The sequence below is a fragment of the Erwinia persicina genome (assembly GCF_014838825.1).
GTDB lineage: Bacteria > Pseudomonadota > Gammaproteobacteria > Enterobacterales > Enterobacteriaceae > Erwinia > Erwinia persicina_A.
This window is the reverse complement of record NZ_JACYMO010000002.1, coordinates 516,377-530,839: the sequence shown is the minus strand read 5'-3', so window position 1 is coordinate 530,839 and position 14,463 is coordinate 516,377. Positions and strand designations below refer to the sequence as shown.

Below are 14,463 nucleotides of genomic sequence, written 5' to 3'. Positions count from 1 at the left end.
CAATCGATGTCTTTAAATTTTGGTAAGGTTCAAACTATGCAAAGTAAAGCATCAAGAATACTGATCCTGTTAACTGCGATATTTGCCACCCTGAGTGGTCTGTATCTGTTAATTGGCGGTATCTGGCTGGCTAAACTGGGTGGCTCGCTCTACTACATCATCGCTGGTGTGGTTATGCTGATCACCGCTTTCCTGCTGTACCGCCGCCGTGGCGCAGCGCTGCTGCTCTATGCGCTGTTCCTGCTGGCCACCACCGTCTGGTCGCTGTGGGAAGTGGGGACGGACTTCTGGGCGCTGACGCCGCGTCTGGATATCACCTTCTTCCTTGGCCTGTGGCTGGTACTGCCGTTTATCTGGCGTGCGCTGAGTGCAGGCGGATCATTCCCGCGCGTGGCGCTGTCGGCCGTGCTGGTGTTTGTGGTTGCCGTCCTGGCTTACTCGGTGTTTAACGATCCGCAGGAAATTAACGGCACCCTGAGTCAGGATCAAACCGCTGCAGCCCCGGCTGACGACGGTATTCCTGCGGGTGACTGGCCTGCCTATGGTCGTACCCAGGGCGGGACGCGTTACTCTCCGCTGAAGCAGATTAACGCGACCAACGTCGGTCAACTGCAGGAAGCCTGGACTTTCCAGACGGGTGACCTGAAGACGGCCAGCGATCCGGGTGAGATCACCAATGAAGTGACCCCGATTAAGATCGGCGATGCCCTGTACCTGTGTACTGCGCACCAGAAGCTGTTTGCTCTGGACGCGGCAACCGGTAAGCAGAAATGGATGTTTGATCCGAAGATGAAGACGGACCCAACCTTCCAGCATGTGACCTGTCGCGGTGTTTCTTATGTGCAGACGTCGGAAGCGTCGGCAACGCCTGCGGGCGACAAGCCTGCGCTGTGTTCACGCCGCATCCTGCTCCCGGTAAATGACGGCAGCATGTATGCGCTGGACGCGGAAACCGGTGCGCTGTGCCCGGAATTCGGCGACAACGGCAAGCTGAACCTGCAGAGCAACCTGCCTTATAACAAAGTGGGCTCTTACGAACCGACCTCACCGCCGATTGTGACCGCCACAACGATTGTGATGGCCGGTGCCGTTACCGATAACTATTCGACCAAAGAGCCGTCGGGCGTGATCCGTGGTTTTGACGTCAACACCGGTAAGCTGCTGTGGGCCTTTGACACGGGCGCGAAAGATCCGAACGTGATTGCGGAAGGCGAGCAGAACTATACGCCTAACTCACCGAACTCATGGGCACCGGCGTCTTACGATGCCAAACTGGATCTGGTCTATCTGCCGATCGGCGTGTCCACGCCGGATATCTGGGGAGGACACCGTACTCCGGAAATGGAGCGTTTCGCCACCGGAATGCTGGCCCTGAATGCCACTACCGGTAAACTGGCCTGGTTCTATCAGACGGTTCACCACGATCTGTGGGATATGGACGTACCGGCGCAGCCTACGCTGGCTGATATTAACGACAAAGACGGTAACAAGGTGCCGGTCATCTATATTCCGACCAAAACCGGCGATATCTTTGTGCTGAACCGTACCAACGGTAAGCCTGTGGTGCCGGCACCGGAAATGCAGGTGCCGGGCGGGGCAGCGAAGGGCGACCACGTTTCGCCAACGCAGCCTTACTCTGAACTGAGCTTCCGTCCGAAAGCTCACCTGTCCGGAAAGGATATGTGGGGTGCGACGATTTACGATCAGCTGATTTGTCGCGTGATGTTCCATCAGCTGCGTTACGAAGGCCCGTTCACGCCACCGTCCGAGCAGGGCACCCTGGTCTTCCCGGGTAACCTGGGTATGTTCGAGTGGGGCGGGATCGCCGTCGATACTGACCGTCAGGTGGCGGTGACTAACCCGATGGCGCTGCCGTTTGTTTCCCGTCTGATCCCACGCGGTCCGGGTAACCCGATCGAGCCGGACGAGAATGATAAAGGCGGTACCGGTACCGAGTCTGGCGTTCAGCCGCAGTACGGCCTGCCGTACGGCGTGACGCTGAATCCGTTCCTGTCGCCGCTGGGCTTCCCGTGCAAGCAGCCTTCATGGGGCTATATCTCTGCGGTTGACCTGAAGACTAACGATATTGTGTGGAAAAAACGTATCGGCACCGTGCGCGACAGCTCACCGGTTCCGCTGCCGTTTAAAATGGGTATGCCAATGCTGGGCGGGCCGGTGACGACTGCCGGTAACGTGTTCTTTATTGCGGCTACCGCTGATAACTTCCTGCGCGCCTTTAACGTCTCCAACGGCGAACAGCTGTGGGAAGCCCGTCTGCCCGCAGGGGGCCAGGCTACGCCAATGACTTATGAAGTGAACGGCAAACAGTACGTGCTGATTGTGGCCGGTGGTCACGGTTCGTTTGGAACTAAGCTGGGCGATTACGTGAAAGCGTATGCGCTGCCTGACAGCAAATAAGCCTTAACGTCAGAAGCAAAAAGGGCGACCCCAGGGTCGCCCTTTTTTTATGCCAGCGCCCTGAGTGCAGCTATTTGTTGCTGCCAGCGCATCAGTGCCGCAGCCTCATCCTTCAGGTGGAACGTCAGGCCGCTGGTGACCGTTGCGTACGGCGCGCGATGGGCGATCACCTGCTTCACTTCCGCATGGAATACCACCAGCGCCAGGTCGGTCAGGGTCTCGTCACGCAGGGTGGCCTGCGCCTGGACTTCGACGACGGCTCCCTCCAGCACCAGCGCCAGGGTCATTTTCCCGTCGCGACGCAGATTGCGGGTGGTGGTGGAGTCAGGCCAGATGGCAAACAGCAGTTCGCCCGGTGAGCGGGCGATGATCTCGCCCAGGCTGAGCTGTGCCGCATAGGGCCAGCCGTTATCGCCTACGCTGGACAGGCGAATGGCCTGATGGCGGTGGCTGGCGGGCAGGGAGCCGTCGAGAAGCGCCAGCAGGGCGTCTGGCAGGTGAGTGGCAGGGATCATATCCGCTTCCTTAAAGGGTCAGGCAGCCAGTTTACCCTGCAATCGTCCTGACCTGCATCTGTCTGTTCATCGGTGAAACCGTACCCGCCTGTTTTTCTCCGTCTGCGTTCAGCGACTCCCTGCCGATAAAATTAAAATGTTTTGCTACAAAATAATGAAGTTATTTTTATATTTTAGTTTTATCCGATGCCGTTCCCCTGACCATCCCTTTTATAGCTAAACTTCGTGTAAACCAGACTGATTTAATCGGCCACCGGCAGCGTCTCCTTAATCTTCCCCTAAGTATTTTCATTTAGGCTCCATATATATGGGTGTTGGTAAGCTCTTTTTGCGCCTTTATCACCCTTGAAGGTGGCGCTTGATGCTTTTATACCCGATTCGGGCGCAGGAAGATGACAGCCACCGGCTGGAAGCGATAAGGCGGGATGCCGAACAGGATCGGACGCTGGCGCGCCTGTGGGCCTGCGCTGAAAATCATTCGTGATGTTTATTGTTTAATGGAAGTAATCAATGTCAGACTTTTTGCCTTTCTCGCGTCCGGCAATGGGTGCGGAAGAACTGGCCGCGGTGGCCGACGTGCTGCGCTCCGGCTGGATCACTACCGGACCGAAAAATCAGCAGCTTGAAGCGGCTTTTTGCCAGCTGACCGGCAACCGTCACGCTATTGCAGTCAGCTCGGCCACGGCCGGAATGCACGTCACGCTGATGGCGCTGGGCATTCAGCCCGGTGATGAGGTGATCACCCCCTCGCTGACCTGGGTTTCCACGCTGAATATGATCGTGCTGCTGGGGGCGACCCCGGTGATGATTGATGTGGATCGCGACACGCTGATGGTGACCCCGGCGCTGATTGAAGCGGCCATCACGCCGCGCACCCGGGCCATTATTCCGGTGCACTATGCCGGTGCTCCGGCTGACACTGATGCCATCCGTGCGCTGGGTCAGCGTTACGGTATTGCCGTTATCGAGGATGCGGCCCACGCGGCAGGAACCACGTATCGCGGGCGGCACGTCGGAGACCGGGGAACGGCGATTTTCTCCTTCCATGCGATTAAAAATATGAGCTGCGCGGAAGGCGGCCTGGTGGTGACAGACGATGAGGCGCTGGCTGACCGCGTGCGCAGCCTGAAGTTTCACGGTCTGGGCGTGGATGCTTTCGACCGTCAGACTCAGGGCCGTGCGCCGCAGGCCGAAGTGATCTCCCCGGGGTTTAAATACAATCTTGCTGACATTAATGCGGCGATTGCGCTGGTGCAGCTGGATAAGCTGGCCGCGAACAATGCCCGCCGCGAACAGATTGCACTGCGTTACCTCGATGAACTTTCCACGACGCCCTTCCTGCCGCTCACGCCGCCCAGCTGGCCGCATCAGCATGCCTGGCATCTGTTTATTCTGCGCGTTGATTCTGAACGGTGTGGCCTGAACCGCGACGCTCTGATGCAGGCGCTGAAGGACCAGGGGATCGGTAGCGGTCTGCACTTCCGCGCCGCACACACGCAAAAATATTACCGCGAACGTTTTCCTCACCTGAGCCTGCCGCATACGGAGTGGAACTCAGAACGCATCTGCTCGATTCCGCTGTTTCCGGGCATGACCGATGAAGATGTCAGCCGCGTCATTGCGGCACTGCATGCGCTGGTGAGGAAATAACATGACCGAACAACCAATCAACAAAGTCTCCGTGGTGATCCCGGTCTATAACGAGCAGGAGAGCCTGCCCGAACTGATCCGCCGTACGGATGCCGCCTGCGCACAGCTGGCGCTGGACTATGAAATCCTGCTGGTCGATGACGGCAGCAGCGATGCCTCTGCCGATATGCTGGTTGCGGCGGCTGAAGCGCCCGGCAGCCATATTGTGGCGGTACTGCTTAACCGTAACTACGGCCAGCATTCCGCCATCATGGCCGGATTCAGTCACGTCACCGGCGATCTGGTGATCACCCTCGATGCCGATCTGCAAAATCCGCCGGAGGAGATCCCCCGGCTGGTGGAAACCGCCAGTCAGGGCTACGACGTGGTGGGCACCGTGCGGCAGAACCGTCAGGACAGCTGGTTCCGTAAGTGTGCCTCACGCATGATCAACCACCTGATCCAGCGCACTACCGGCAAAGCGATGGGGGACTACGGCTGTATGCTGCGCGCCTACCGCCGCCACATCGTCGATGCCATGCTGCACTGCCACGAGCGCAGCACCTTTATTCCGATCCTTGCCAATACCTTTGCCCGCCGTGCGACGGAGATCCCGGTGCACCATGCCGAACGAGAGTTTGGTGATTCGAAATACAGCCTGATGCGGCTGATCAACCTGATGTATGACCTGATTACCTGCCTGACGACCACGCCGCTGCGCCTGTTAAGCGTCTTTGGCAGCGTGATTGCTCTGGCGGGCTTTGCCATTTCCCTGCTGCTGGTTGCTCTGCGCCTGTTTTTCGGCCCGGCGTGGGCGGCAGAAGGGGTGTTTATGCTGTTTGCCGTCCTGTTTATTTTTGTCGGCGCACAGTTTGTTGGTATGGGGCTGCTTGGCGAGTATATCGGGCGAATCTATAACGATGTGCGTGCCCGTCCCCGCTATTTTATTCAGCGCGTTGTCAGCCACGACGCCAATTCCACACAGGATAAAACCTCATGAAAGCCGTTGTTTTTGCCTACCATGATATGGGATGCGCAGGCATCCGGGCGCTGGCTGAAGCCGGTTATGACATCTGCGCCATTTTTACACACGCGGATAATCCCCATGAAAACCACTTTTTCGGTTCCGTCGCGCGCACCGCAGCCCAGCTCGGCGTGCCGGTTTATGCCCCGGAAGAGGTGAATCATCCGCTGTGGGTTAACCGCCTGCGTGAGATGAAACCGGATGTCATTTTCTCTTTCCACTACCGACAGATGCTGAACGAGGAGATCCTCAGCGCCGCCCGGGCAGGAGCTTTCAACCTCCATGCCTCGCTGCTGCCGAAATATCGTGGACGCGCTCCCCTTAACTGGGTGCTGGTAAACGGGGAACAGGAAACCGGTGTGACGCTGCACCGCATGGTGAAACGTGCCGACGCCGGGGCCATTATCGCGCGGGAAAAGGTGGTCATCGCAGCAGAAGACAATGCGCTGACGCTGCATTACAAGCTCTGTGAAAGCGCCAAAACGCTGCTGACGCGCAGTCTTCCCGCCCTGCGGAGCGGTGATTTCACTGAGATTCAACAGGATGAAAGCCAGGCCACCTATGTCGGACGGCGGACACCGGAAGACGGGCGCATTGACTGGCACCAGCCGGTGCAGCAGGTGCATAATCTTGTGCGTGCGGTGACCGATCCGTGGCCGGGTGCTTTCAGCTATGTTGGCGGCGCGAAATTTATCCTCTGGCAGTCGCAGATCCGCCATGACTGGCCAGCGGCAAAACCGGGAACTGTGCTCTGCGTTTCACCGTTTGTCGTGGCCTGCGCAGAGGGTGCGCTGGAAGTGGTTACCGGCCAGAGCGACAGTGGCGTGTATATGCAGGGCAGCCAGCTGGCGCAGACGCTGGGGCTGGTGGCGGGTGCGCTGCTGCATAATCAGCCGGCAGCGGCAGCGAAACGCCGGACCCGCGTACTGATCCTCGGTGTCAATGGCTTTATCGGTAACCATCTGACCGAACGCCTGCTGGCCGATGATAATTTTGAGATCTTTGGTCTGGATATTGGTTCCGACGCCATTAGTCGCTTTATTGGTCACGATCGTTTCCACTTCGTTGAAGGGGATATCAGCATTCACTCCGAGTGGATTGAATATCACATCAAGAAATGTGATGTCGTTCTGCCACTGGTGGCGATTGCCACCCCGATTGAATATACCCGTAACCCGTTGCGCGTGTTTGAGCTGGATTTTGAAGAGAATCTGAAAATCATCCGTGACTGCGTGAAGTATAAAAAGCGCATTATCTTCCCGTCGACCTCGGAAGTGTATGGCATGAGTACGGATGCCACCTTTGATGAAGACCACTCTAACCTGGTGGTTGGGCCAATCAATAAGCAGCGGTGGATCTACTCCGTCTCTAAACAGCTGCTGGACCGCGTGATCTGGGCCTACGGGGAAAAAGAGGGGCTGCGCTTTACGCTGTTCCGGCCGTTCAACTGGATGGGGCCACGGCTGGATAACCTTAATGCTGCCCGTATTGGCAGTTCGCGCGCCATTACCCAGCTGATCCTGAACCTGGTGGAAGGTTCGCCGATCAAGCTGATTGACGGCGGGCGTCAGAAACGCTGCTTTACCGATATTCGTGACGGCATTGAAGCGCTGTTCCTGATCATTGAGAACAAGCAGCAGAACTGTGACGGCCAGATCATTAACATCGGTAATCCGGACAACGAGGCGAGCATTAAAGAGCTGGCTGAGCAACTGCTGGAAAGCTTTGAGCGTCACCCGCTGCGCGACCGTTTTCCGCCTTTTGCCGGTTTCCGCGAAGTGGAAAGCAGCAGCTACTATGGCAAAGGATATCAGGATGTGGAGCACCGCAAACCGTCCATCCGCAATGCGAAGCGTCTGCTGAACTGGACGCCTGAAGTGGCGATGAACTTCACTATTGACGCCACGCTGGACTTCTTCCTGCAAACCGTGGAACCGGGTGAGACCACCGAATGATCAACGTCGGTCTGCGCATTGATGTAGACACCTGGCGTGGCACTCGTGACGGTGTGCCGCGCCTGCTCTCCCTTCTTGAGCGCCAGCAAACCCGGGGCAGCTTTTTTTTCAGCGTCGGCCCGGACAATATGGGGCGGCATCTCTGGCGTCTGCTGAAACCGCGCTTTCTGTGGAAAATGCTGCGCTCTGATGCCGCCTCGCTTTATGGCTGGGATATCCTGCTGGCAGGGACGGCCTGGCCCGGACGTCGCATCGGGGAAGGGCTGGCAGAGGTGATCCGCCAGGCGACAATACAGCATGAGGTAGGGCTGCACGCCTGGGATCATTTCGCCTGGCAGACCTGGGCTGGCGTATGGTCTGCGGATAAGCTGAGTGAAGAAATCCGTCGGGGCGTGGACGCATTGACTGCCCTGACGGGGCAGCCGGTGACCTGTTCGGCGGCGGCGGGCTGGCGGGCAGATGGCCGGGTAGTCGCTGCCAGACAGCCTTTTAACTTCCGTTATAACAGCGACTGCCGTGGCTCTGAACCTTTCCTGCCGCTGCTGCCGGACGGGCGGACGGGTACTGTGCAGATCCCGGTGACGTTACCCACCTGGGACGAAGTGGTGGGGACGCGCATTGCCCGTCAGGACTATAACGCCTTTATCCTTGATGAAATCAGCCGCCAGCAGGGCGTGCCGGTCTACACCATTCATGCGGAAGCGGAAGGGATCGTGCTGGCGGAGATGTTTGACGCCCTGCTGACCGAGGCGCGTCGCCGGGGTATTCGCTTCTGCCCGCTGGGCGAGCTGCTGCCGCAGGATCTGTCGCAGCTGCCGACGGGTAAGATTGTCCGGGGTAGTCTCCCCGGCCGTGAAGGCTGGCTGGGATGCCAGCAACGAGTCGAGTGATTGCGGATGAAAACCACCCGTTATGCGTTATTACTGCCCGTACTGTATGTGCTCTATTATCTGATCCCCCTTGAGCTTCGCTCACTGTGGCAGCCGGATGAGGTGCGCTATGCCGAGATCAGCCGTGAAATGCTGCTCAGTGGAAACTGGGTGGTGCCTCACTTTCTGGACCTGCGTTACTTCGAAAAGCCGATTGCCGGGTACTGGATCAATAACATCAGTCAGTGGCTATTCGGCCACACCAATTTTGCCGTACGCTTTGGTTCCGTATTTTCCGTCTCGATCAGCGCGCTGCTGATCGGCTGGCTGGCGATGCGCCTGTGGCACGATCGGGCGACGGCGGTGCTGTCCGCCGTTATCTTCCTCACCTGCATGCTGGTGTACAGCATCGGGACCTATGCCGTACTCGACCCGATGATCACCCTGTGGCTGACCGCTGCCATGTGCAGCTTCTGGCTGGTCGGGGAGGGGGGCAGCAGGCGTCAGAAAGTCGCAGGCTGGCTGCTGCTGGGCCTGGCCTGCGGCATGGGTTTCCTGACAAAAGGGTTTCTGGCGCTGGCGGTGCCGGTGGTGGCCGTCGTTCCGTGGATGATCTGGCAGCGGCGCTTTAAAGAACTGATGCTGTTCGGGCCGCTGGCGCTGGTGAGTGCGGTCGCCATCTCGCTCCCCTGGTCAGTCAGCATTGCCCGGCAGGAGCCAGATTTTTGGCGCTATTTCTTCTGGGTCGAGCATATTCAGCGCTTTGCCGAGAGCAATGCCCAGCATAAGGCCCCGTTCTGGTACTACCTGCCGGTGCTGATTGCCGGAACGCTGCCGTGGCTGGGGCTGTTGCCGGGGGCACTACGGCGGGCCTGGCAACAGCGGCAGGAGGCTCCGGGGGCGGTTTATCTGCTGGGCTGGGTGGTGATGCCGCTGCTGTTCTTCAGCGTGGCGAAAGGCAAGCTGCCGACCTATATTCTGCCCTGCTTTGCGCCGCTGGCGATGCTGCTGGCCCGCCATGCGCTGTTGCTGGCGGCGGCGGGGCGACACGGGCTGAAACTCAATGGGATGCTCAACCTGCTGGTAGGAACGGTCTTGCTGCTGGTGATGCTGCTGGTGCTGGCCCCCTGGGGCCTGGCAAAGCATCCTGCTTATGCCCAGCATGAGCTGATCAAAGTGCTGCTGGGCAGTACCGCATTTCTGTTCTGGGCGCTGGTGGGGGCGGCCAGCCTGGTTGGAAACGCCAGACACTGGCGGCTGGCGGCACTGTGTCCCCTCGGTCTGGCACTGGTGATTGGGGCAGCCATCCCGGACAAAGTGATTAACTCTAAGCAGCCACAACCGTTTATTGCTGACGTCAGTCAGGATCTGCAACAGAGCCGCTTTGTGCTGGCCAATAACACCGGCATGGCTTCGGCGCTGGCCTGGTCGCTGAAACGGAGTGATATCCGTATGTTAGATCAGCCGGGAGAGCTTGAGTACGGTTTAGGGTACGCCAGCGGGGCCGATCGGCTGGTGACCACACCCGATTTTGCGTCGTGGCTGTATCAGCATCGCCGTGAAGGTAACGTCTCTCTGGTAATGAAACTGTCCGGTGAGGATCGGCAGATAGATGGGCGGATCCCCACGCCTGACCGTATTGTGCAGCGCGGCAGAATGCTGCTCTACTTCTACCGTCAGCAGCCATGAATTTACTGCTGATTGTGCTGGCCAGCCTGCTGAGTTGTGGCGGCCAGTTATGTCAGAAACAGGCCACCGCCCAGGCTCATCGTCGCGGCCTGTTTGGCTGGCTGGCGGCGAGCATTGTACTGCTGGGCGTGGCGCTGCTGGTGTGGTTGCGGGTACTGCAAACCGTTCCGGTGGGGGTGGCTTACCCGATGTTGAGCCTTAACTTTATTTTTGTTTCTCTGGCCGCCCGCTGGTTGTGGAAAGAGATAATTCCGTGGCGTCATGCGCTGGGCATCGCACTGATTGTGGCGGGCGTGGCGGTAATGGGGAGCTATACCTGATGGGGTGGCTGTTTGCCTTTTGTAGCGTAATGCTGGTCAGTGCCGCACAGCTGGTGCTGAAGTGGGCCATGGTGCAACTGCCCCCGGTGGGTCAGACAGGGCTGTTTATTGACACGCTTTTTACGTTCTCCTGGCCGGTACTGGCGCTGGTGGGCGGGCTGGTGGCCTACGGACTGTCCATGCTGTGCTGGGTGCTGGCCCTGCAGCGTCTGCCCCTGAGCCAGGCCTATCCGCTGTTAAGTCTCAGCTACCTGCTGGTCTGGCTGGTCGCCCTCTGGCTGCCGGGGCTGAATGAGGCCTTTCACTGGGGCAAGCTGGCGGGCGCGCTGCTGATCCTCGGCGGGCTGTTGCTGATTTTCTCTCCGGGGAAAAACGGCCGCAGATAATGTTATTATCACCCGATTAATGACTCAGAGTCTGGTTAATCACATGGATGCTTTACCCCCTCTCCTGCAGGCCAGGGAGGTCACTTTTGTGCGCCAGGGGAAAACCCTGTTAGCGCCGGCCTCCTTTGAACTTCACCGCGGCGAATTCGTCTGGCTGACCGGGCCATCCGGAGCCGGTAAAACCACGTTGTTAAAAATTATTGCCTCACTGCTTGAGCCAACCGGGGGCGAGGTGCTCTTTCACGGCCAGCCGATCGTTACGCTGAAGCCAGAGCCTTACCGTCAGCAGGTCTCCTGCGTGTTTCAGACGCCGCAGCTGTTTGGCCGCACGGTGTGTGACAACCTTTCCCTGCCTTATCAGATCCGCCAGCAGGCGACTGACCGGCAGCATCTGGGCCGTGAATTGCGGCGCATCAATCTCTCAGAAGAGATGCTGGATAAGCCTGTTGATCAGCTCTCCGGCGGGGAGAAACAGCGGGTGGCGCTGCTACGCCATCTGCAGTTTCCTCCGCAGATCCTGCTGCTGGATGAGATCAGCAGCGCGCTGGATGAGGCGAATAAGCTGACGGTGCAGGCGATCATTAACCAGCAGGTGAGTAACGGCACGGCGGTTATCTGGATCAGCCACGACAGCCATGAGACAGACGATGGCAGGCGACGCATTGCGCTGCGCCCCGCCGGGCAGGGGAGCGAGCATGGACCAGCATAATATTACCAATTCGTCACTGGCTCTGGCGCTGGTGCTGGTAGTGATTGCGCTGCTGGTGAGCAGCAAAGAGCGGCTGGGGCTGGAGAAAGATATTCTCTGGAGCGTGACGCGGGCTGTCATCCAACTGGTTATCGTCGGCTTTGTGCTTAAGTATATCTTCGACGTGGATCACCAGTGGCTGACGGTACTGATGGTGTTGTTTATCTGCGTTAACGCAGCGCTGAATGCGAAAAAACGCAGCGGGTCGATCGACAGAGGCTTTCTGATTGCGTTTGTGGCGGTGGGCTGTGGAACGACGCTGACGCTGACCATTCTGCTACTGAGCGGCGCGATCGCCTTTATCCCCATGCAGGTCATCCCGATCTCGGGAATGATAGCCGGTAATGCGATGGTGGCGGTGGGGCTGTGTTTCAGCAACCTTAACCAACGCTTCAGCGACAATCGTCAGAGGGTTGAAGAGATGCTCAGTCTCGGGGCCGGCATGAAGCTGGCCTCGGCGGCTATCCTGCGCGACAGCATCCGCGCGGCCATGATCCCCACGGTGGACGCCGCAAAAACCGTCGGTCTGGTGAGTTTACCGGGCATGATGTCCGGCCTGATCTTTGCCGGTATTGATCCGGTAAAAGCGATCAAATACCAGATTATGGTGACCTTTATGCTACTGGGAACGGCCAGCCTGTCGACCATTATTGCCGGCTATCTGGCCGCCCGGCGATTCTACACGGCGCGCGTTCAACTGAAATAACCTGAACAGATACCGCATTTTGGGCGGACCACAACACGGGGCCTGCCCGTCACCATCAGAAATTCACATTGGCGCTCAGACCGCCAATAAAGGCGTCTTTCACCCCAGAGACGGCACCGGGTGAAGCGACGTACTGGAGGCTGGGACGCAGATCAAGCCAGTGGGTGGCGTGAACGTTGTAGTAAACTTCGTAGTTCCATTCTGACCCGTGCTGCACGGGCAGATAGGTCGGGCTGCTGTAGTCATACTCGCCGTTAAACTGATTGGTGCTGCGCTGCATTTTGCTGTAGTCGCTGTTGACGTGAATACGCGCCACGCCAAAACCGATCTCATCCTGCGCACGGGTGGCAAAGGGACCTTTCCACGTTAACTCTACCGCCTGGTAATTATCCGTTTTCGACGTTTTATGATCGTTCATAACGGCCTGTACCGTCAGGCCCAGCCCCCGGCTGACATCGCCATCGGTGGCAGTCATTTGCTGTTGTAGCAGTACATATCCGCCGTAGGCCTTCGCCTGCCTGCCGTAGCCGCCATTGCGATAGCTGGAATATTTATCCCCGTTTACCGAAGAGTAGTAGCCACCAATACGGTAGTTGCCCGGCAGCCTGTTCGCCCCAAGCAGGGGTTTCCAGCCGAATTCGAAGGGCACCATATTCCCCAGGGACGGGCTGCCGTCAAGGTAGAAGCCGTTGCCGCGATCGTAATTATTCCGGTTCTGATTATAGAAACCTGCCTGGAAGAACATATCATCCGGCAGGTTCAGTTTTATCCGTCCTCCCCACTGCGATACTGGCCAGTTATACCAGCGGTCACCGCGCCAGTTGCCCGGCTGACCGCTACCAAAGGCCAGGTTTTCGAACTTGCTGTCGAATGAGTCGAAGTCCTCTCCCGTGGTAACGCGACCGGCTTTGATCTCCACCAGATGGTCAAAGAATCCTTTATTAACCCAGAACTGCGTCAGACGCCAGGTCTGGCCACGGCCCCAGACTTCCTGTACCGAGGAGAGGCCGCCGGTACGCGGGTCATTGATATGCTGGGTCAGATCCCGCCCGTTTCGGCTGGTGATGGTGAACTGGAACTGCGTATCATCCCAGTTGAGCAGCTTTTCCAGGTCGAGGCTGGTGCCAAAGGCCCACTGATCGGTATAGCGGGCAGTGGTAGAGGTGTTATAGCCCCCGGCAAGGTTACTGGCGGATTCCATGGTGTAGTTTACCTGAAAGTCGACGCCTTCCTTTTTCAGTTCGCTACGGTAGCCACCCCAGTCACCAAATAAATAATCGGAATCCATACTAAGAGGTGCCATATCGGCATTAGCCACCGTAGAGACCAGGAAAAGGGCACTGCTGTAGAGAAGAGGGGAAATTTTATGTTTAAATACGTGTTTATTTGTCACTGTTTTTCGCCTTTTTATTATTGATCTGTACAAGTCCTGGGCACTTTCTGCTGAGAAGAAAGCCGTACAGATTGTTTGAGATACAATGCTTTTTCGTCCCCGGGCGCACGTAATTCATGGCCGGGAAGCTATGACACCATGTGTGCGAATAGCGGGGAGTGTATTTTTGTGCTGAAAATATTTAGCGTGGTTATTTATTTGTATAAAAGTGACAGCGAAGATTAGCAAATATTTCTACGAGTGAATGGGGTGGGAAAATACCCATTTTGCTGGCAGGCAAAACGGGTATTAACGATATCAGAAGTTAATCCCGGCGCTCAGTCCACCGACGAAAAGATGGGCGTCATCACTCACCGAGCCGGGTTTTGTGGTCTGTTGCAGATTAGGCCGCAGAATAATATGGGGCGTTAAACGATAGTTGTAATAGAGGTTGTAATTAAATCCATCGCCCCGCATCAGCGGCTGGGGTTTGTTATTACGATACTCTTCGGGGATCTTATACGCGTTCGCATCCGTGGTAAGACTTTCCACAGGCGCGGCCTGGTAGTGCGGAAGCCGTAGCGGTGTTCTGGCCGACGCACCACTGGCAAGCAGCAGCGCTGCCAGACTGGCGGCATACAGATACTGGTTCAGATGTGATGTTCTTTCCATGATTTCACCTCGTTCTGCGATTAACCATCAGGATGATTTCTTTACCCGATCAGTACATCACAACTCGCTGCGGCCGTTTCAATGTTTAATGCGACGGTGAAAATCCTGGGCGAAACAAATAAAAAAAACGCCCACAAGGGGCGTTCAGAAAGATATTTTA

14 protein-coding genes are annotated in these 14,463 nt (G+C 57.5%); 11 read left to right on the top strand and 3 right to left on the bottom strand.

The annotated features are described in order from the left end of the window. Nucleotides 1-36: 36 nt before the first annotated feature. Nucleotides 37-2,418 carry a glucose/quinate/shikimate family membrane-bound PQQ-dependent dehydrogenase gene (locus IFU29_RS08550; RefSeq protein WP_191933536.1) on the top strand — a complete coding sequence of 794 codons (2,382 nt, stop codon included), beginning with the start codon at nucleotides 37-39 and terminating at the stop codon, nucleotides 2,416-2,418. Between the two features lie 47 nt (nucleotides 2,419-2,465). Here the strand turns inward: IFU29_RS08550 and IFU29_RS08545 are convergent, their stop codons facing one another. After that, on the bottom strand, nucleotides 2,466-2,933 hold the full coding sequence (locus IFU29_RS08545) for a pyridoxamine 5-phosphate oxidase (protein ID WP_191933535.1): 468 nt from the start codon (nucleotides 2,931-2,933) through the stop codon (nucleotides 2,466-2,468). A gap of 361 nt (nucleotides 2,934-3,294) precedes the next feature. On the opposite strand from IFU29_RS08545, the gene IFU29_RS22640 reads away from it, so the two are divergent. The 10 genes from IFU29_RS22640 to fetB are packed head-to-tail and all read left to right on the top strand — an operon-like array spanning nucleotide 3,295 to nucleotide 12,259. After that, nucleotides 3,295-3,417, top strand: a complete 123-nt coding sequence (locus tag IFU29_RS22640) for a hypothetical protein (protein WP_274604284.1) — start codon at nucleotides 3,295-3,297, stop codon at nucleotides 3,415-3,417. Nucleotides 3,418-3,443: 26 nt separating this feature from the next. Next, complete coding sequence (gene arnB, locus IFU29_RS08540) at nucleotides 3,444-4,583, top strand: UDP-4-amino-4-deoxy-L-arabinose aminotransferase (RefSeq protein ID WP_191933534.1); 1,140 nt, start codon at nucleotides 3,444-3,446, stop codon at nucleotides 4,581-4,583. Nucleotide 4,584: 1 nt separating this feature from the next. After that, nucleotides 4,585-5,562: an undecaprenyl-phosphate 4-deoxy-4-formamido-L-arabinose transferase gene (gene arnC / locus IFU29_RS08535; RefSeq protein ID WP_191933533.1), complete on the top strand. Its 978-nt coding sequence runs from the start codon at nucleotides 4,585-4,587 to the stop codon at nucleotides 5,560-5,562. Then, entirely contained in the window at nucleotides 5,559-7,541 is a 1,983-nt protein-coding gene (gene arnA / locus IFU29_RS08530) for a bifunctional UDP-4-amino-4-deoxy-L-arabinose formyltransferase/UDP-glucuronic acid oxidase ArnA (protein WP_191933532.1), read from the top strand. Before arnC ends, arnA begins: the two co-directional genes overlap by 4 nt. Beyond that, nucleotides 7,538-8,431, top strand: a complete 894-nt coding sequence (gene arnD / locus IFU29_RS08525; RefSeq protein ID WP_191933531.1) for a 4-deoxy-4-formamido-L-arabinose-phosphoundecaprenol deformylase — start codon at nucleotides 7,538-7,540, stop codon at nucleotides 8,429-8,431. Before arnA ends, arnD begins: the two co-directional genes overlap by 4 nt. Nucleotides 8,432-8,437: 6 nt before the next feature. Further along, entirely contained in the window at nucleotides 8,438-10,099 is a 1,662-nt protein-coding gene (gene arnT / locus IFU29_RS08520; RefSeq protein ID WP_191933530.1) for a lipid IV(A) 4-amino-4-deoxy-L-arabinosyltransferase, read from the top strand. After that, nucleotides 10,096-10,419, top strand: a complete 324-nt coding sequence (arnE, locus tag IFU29_RS08515) for a 4-amino-4-deoxy-L-arabinose-phosphoundecaprenol flippase subunit ArnE (protein ID WP_191933529.1) — start codon at nucleotides 10,096-10,098, stop codon at nucleotides 10,417-10,419. The genes arnT and arnE overlap by 4 nt, the downstream gene beginning before the upstream one ends. Then, nucleotides 10,419-10,805 carry a 4-amino-4-deoxy-L-arabinose-phosphoundecaprenol flippase subunit ArnF gene (arnF, locus tag IFU29_RS08510; RefSeq protein WP_191933528.1) on the top strand — a complete coding sequence of 129 codons (387 nt, stop codon included), beginning with the start codon at nucleotides 10,419-10,421 and terminating at the stop codon, nucleotides 10,803-10,805. Before arnE ends, arnF begins: the two co-directional genes overlap by 1 nt. 43 nt (nucleotides 10,806-10,848) lie before the next feature. Further along, a complete protein-coding gene (gene fetA, locus IFU29_RS08505; RefSeq protein WP_191933527.1) occupies nucleotides 10,849-11,514 on the top strand; it encodes an iron efflux ABC transporter ATP-binding subunit FetA in 666 nt (221 codons plus the stop codon). Further along, on the top strand, nucleotides 11,501-12,259 hold the full coding sequence (gene fetB, locus IFU29_RS08500; protein ID WP_191933526.1) for an iron efflux ABC transporter permease subunit FetB: 759 nt from the start codon (nucleotides 11,501-11,503) through the stop codon (nucleotides 12,257-12,259). The genes fetA and fetB overlap by 14 nt, the downstream gene beginning before the upstream one ends. Before the next feature lie 55 nt (nucleotides 12,260-12,314). On the opposite strand, the gene IFU29_RS08495 is transcribed toward fetB, so the two are convergent. Next, nucleotides 12,315-13,562: a carbohydrate porin gene (locus IFU29_RS08495; RefSeq protein ID WP_191933667.1), complete on the bottom strand. Its 1,248-nt coding sequence runs from the start codon at nucleotides 13,560-13,562 to the stop codon at nucleotides 12,315-12,317. Between the two features lie 387 nt (nucleotides 13,563-13,949). Further along, nucleotides 13,950-14,303: a carbohydrate porin gene (locus tag IFU29_RS08490; RefSeq protein ID WP_191933525.1), complete on the bottom strand. Its 354-nt coding sequence runs from the start codon at nucleotides 14,301-14,303 to the stop codon at nucleotides 13,950-13,952. Nucleotides 14,304-14,463 lie beyond the last annotated feature (160 nt).

Coding starts and splice junctions, on each gene's coding strand:
- arnE (WP_191933529.1), top strand. CDS start 10,096: ATGAATTTACTGCTGATTGTGCTGGCCAGCCTGCTGAGTTGTGGCGGC.
- IFU29_RS08495 (WP_191933667.1), bottom strand. CDS start 13,562: ATGGCACCTCTTAGTATGGATTCCGATTATTTATTTGGTGACTGGGGT.
- arnA (WP_191933532.1), top strand. CDS start 5,559: ATGAAAGCCGTTGTTTTTGCCTACCATGATATGGGATGCGCAGGCATC.
- fetB (WP_191933526.1), top strand. CDS start 11,501: ATGGACCAGCATAATATTACCAATTCGTCACTGGCTCTGGCGCTGGTG.
- IFU29_RS22640 (WP_274604284.1), top strand. CDS start 3,295: ATGCTTTTATACCCGATTCGGGCGCAGGAAGATGACAGCCACCGGCTG.
- fetA (WP_191933527.1), top strand. CDS start 10,849: ATGGATGCTTTACCCCCTCTCCTGCAGGCCAGGGAGGTCACTTTTGTG.
- arnT (WP_191933530.1), top strand. CDS start 8,438: ATGAAAACCACCCGTTATGCGTTATTACTGCCCGTACTGTATGTGCTC.
- IFU29_RS08490 (WP_191933525.1), bottom strand. CDS start 14,303: ATGGAAAGAACATCACATCTGAACCAGTATCTGTATGCCGCCAGTCTG.
- arnD (WP_191933531.1), top strand. CDS start 7,538: ATGATCAACGTCGGTCTGCGCATTGATGTAGACACCTGGCGTGGCACT.
- IFU29_RS08550 (WP_191933536.1), top strand. CDS start 37: ATGCAAAGTAAAGCATCAAGAATACTGATCCTGTTAACTGCGATATTT.
- IFU29_RS08545 (WP_191933535.1), bottom strand. CDS start 2,933: ATGATCCCTGCCACTCACCTGCCAGACGCCCTGCTGGCGCTTCTCGAC.
- arnB (WP_191933534.1), top strand. CDS start 3,444: ATGTCAGACTTTTTGCCTTTCTCGCGTCCGGCAATGGGTGCGGAAGAA.
- arnF (WP_191933528.1), top strand. CDS start 10,419: ATGGGGTGGCTGTTTGCCTTTTGTAGCGTAATGCTGGTCAGTGCCGCA.
- arnC (WP_191933533.1), top strand. CDS start 4,585: ATGACCGAACAACCAATCAACAAAGTCTCCGTGGTGATCCCGGTCTAT.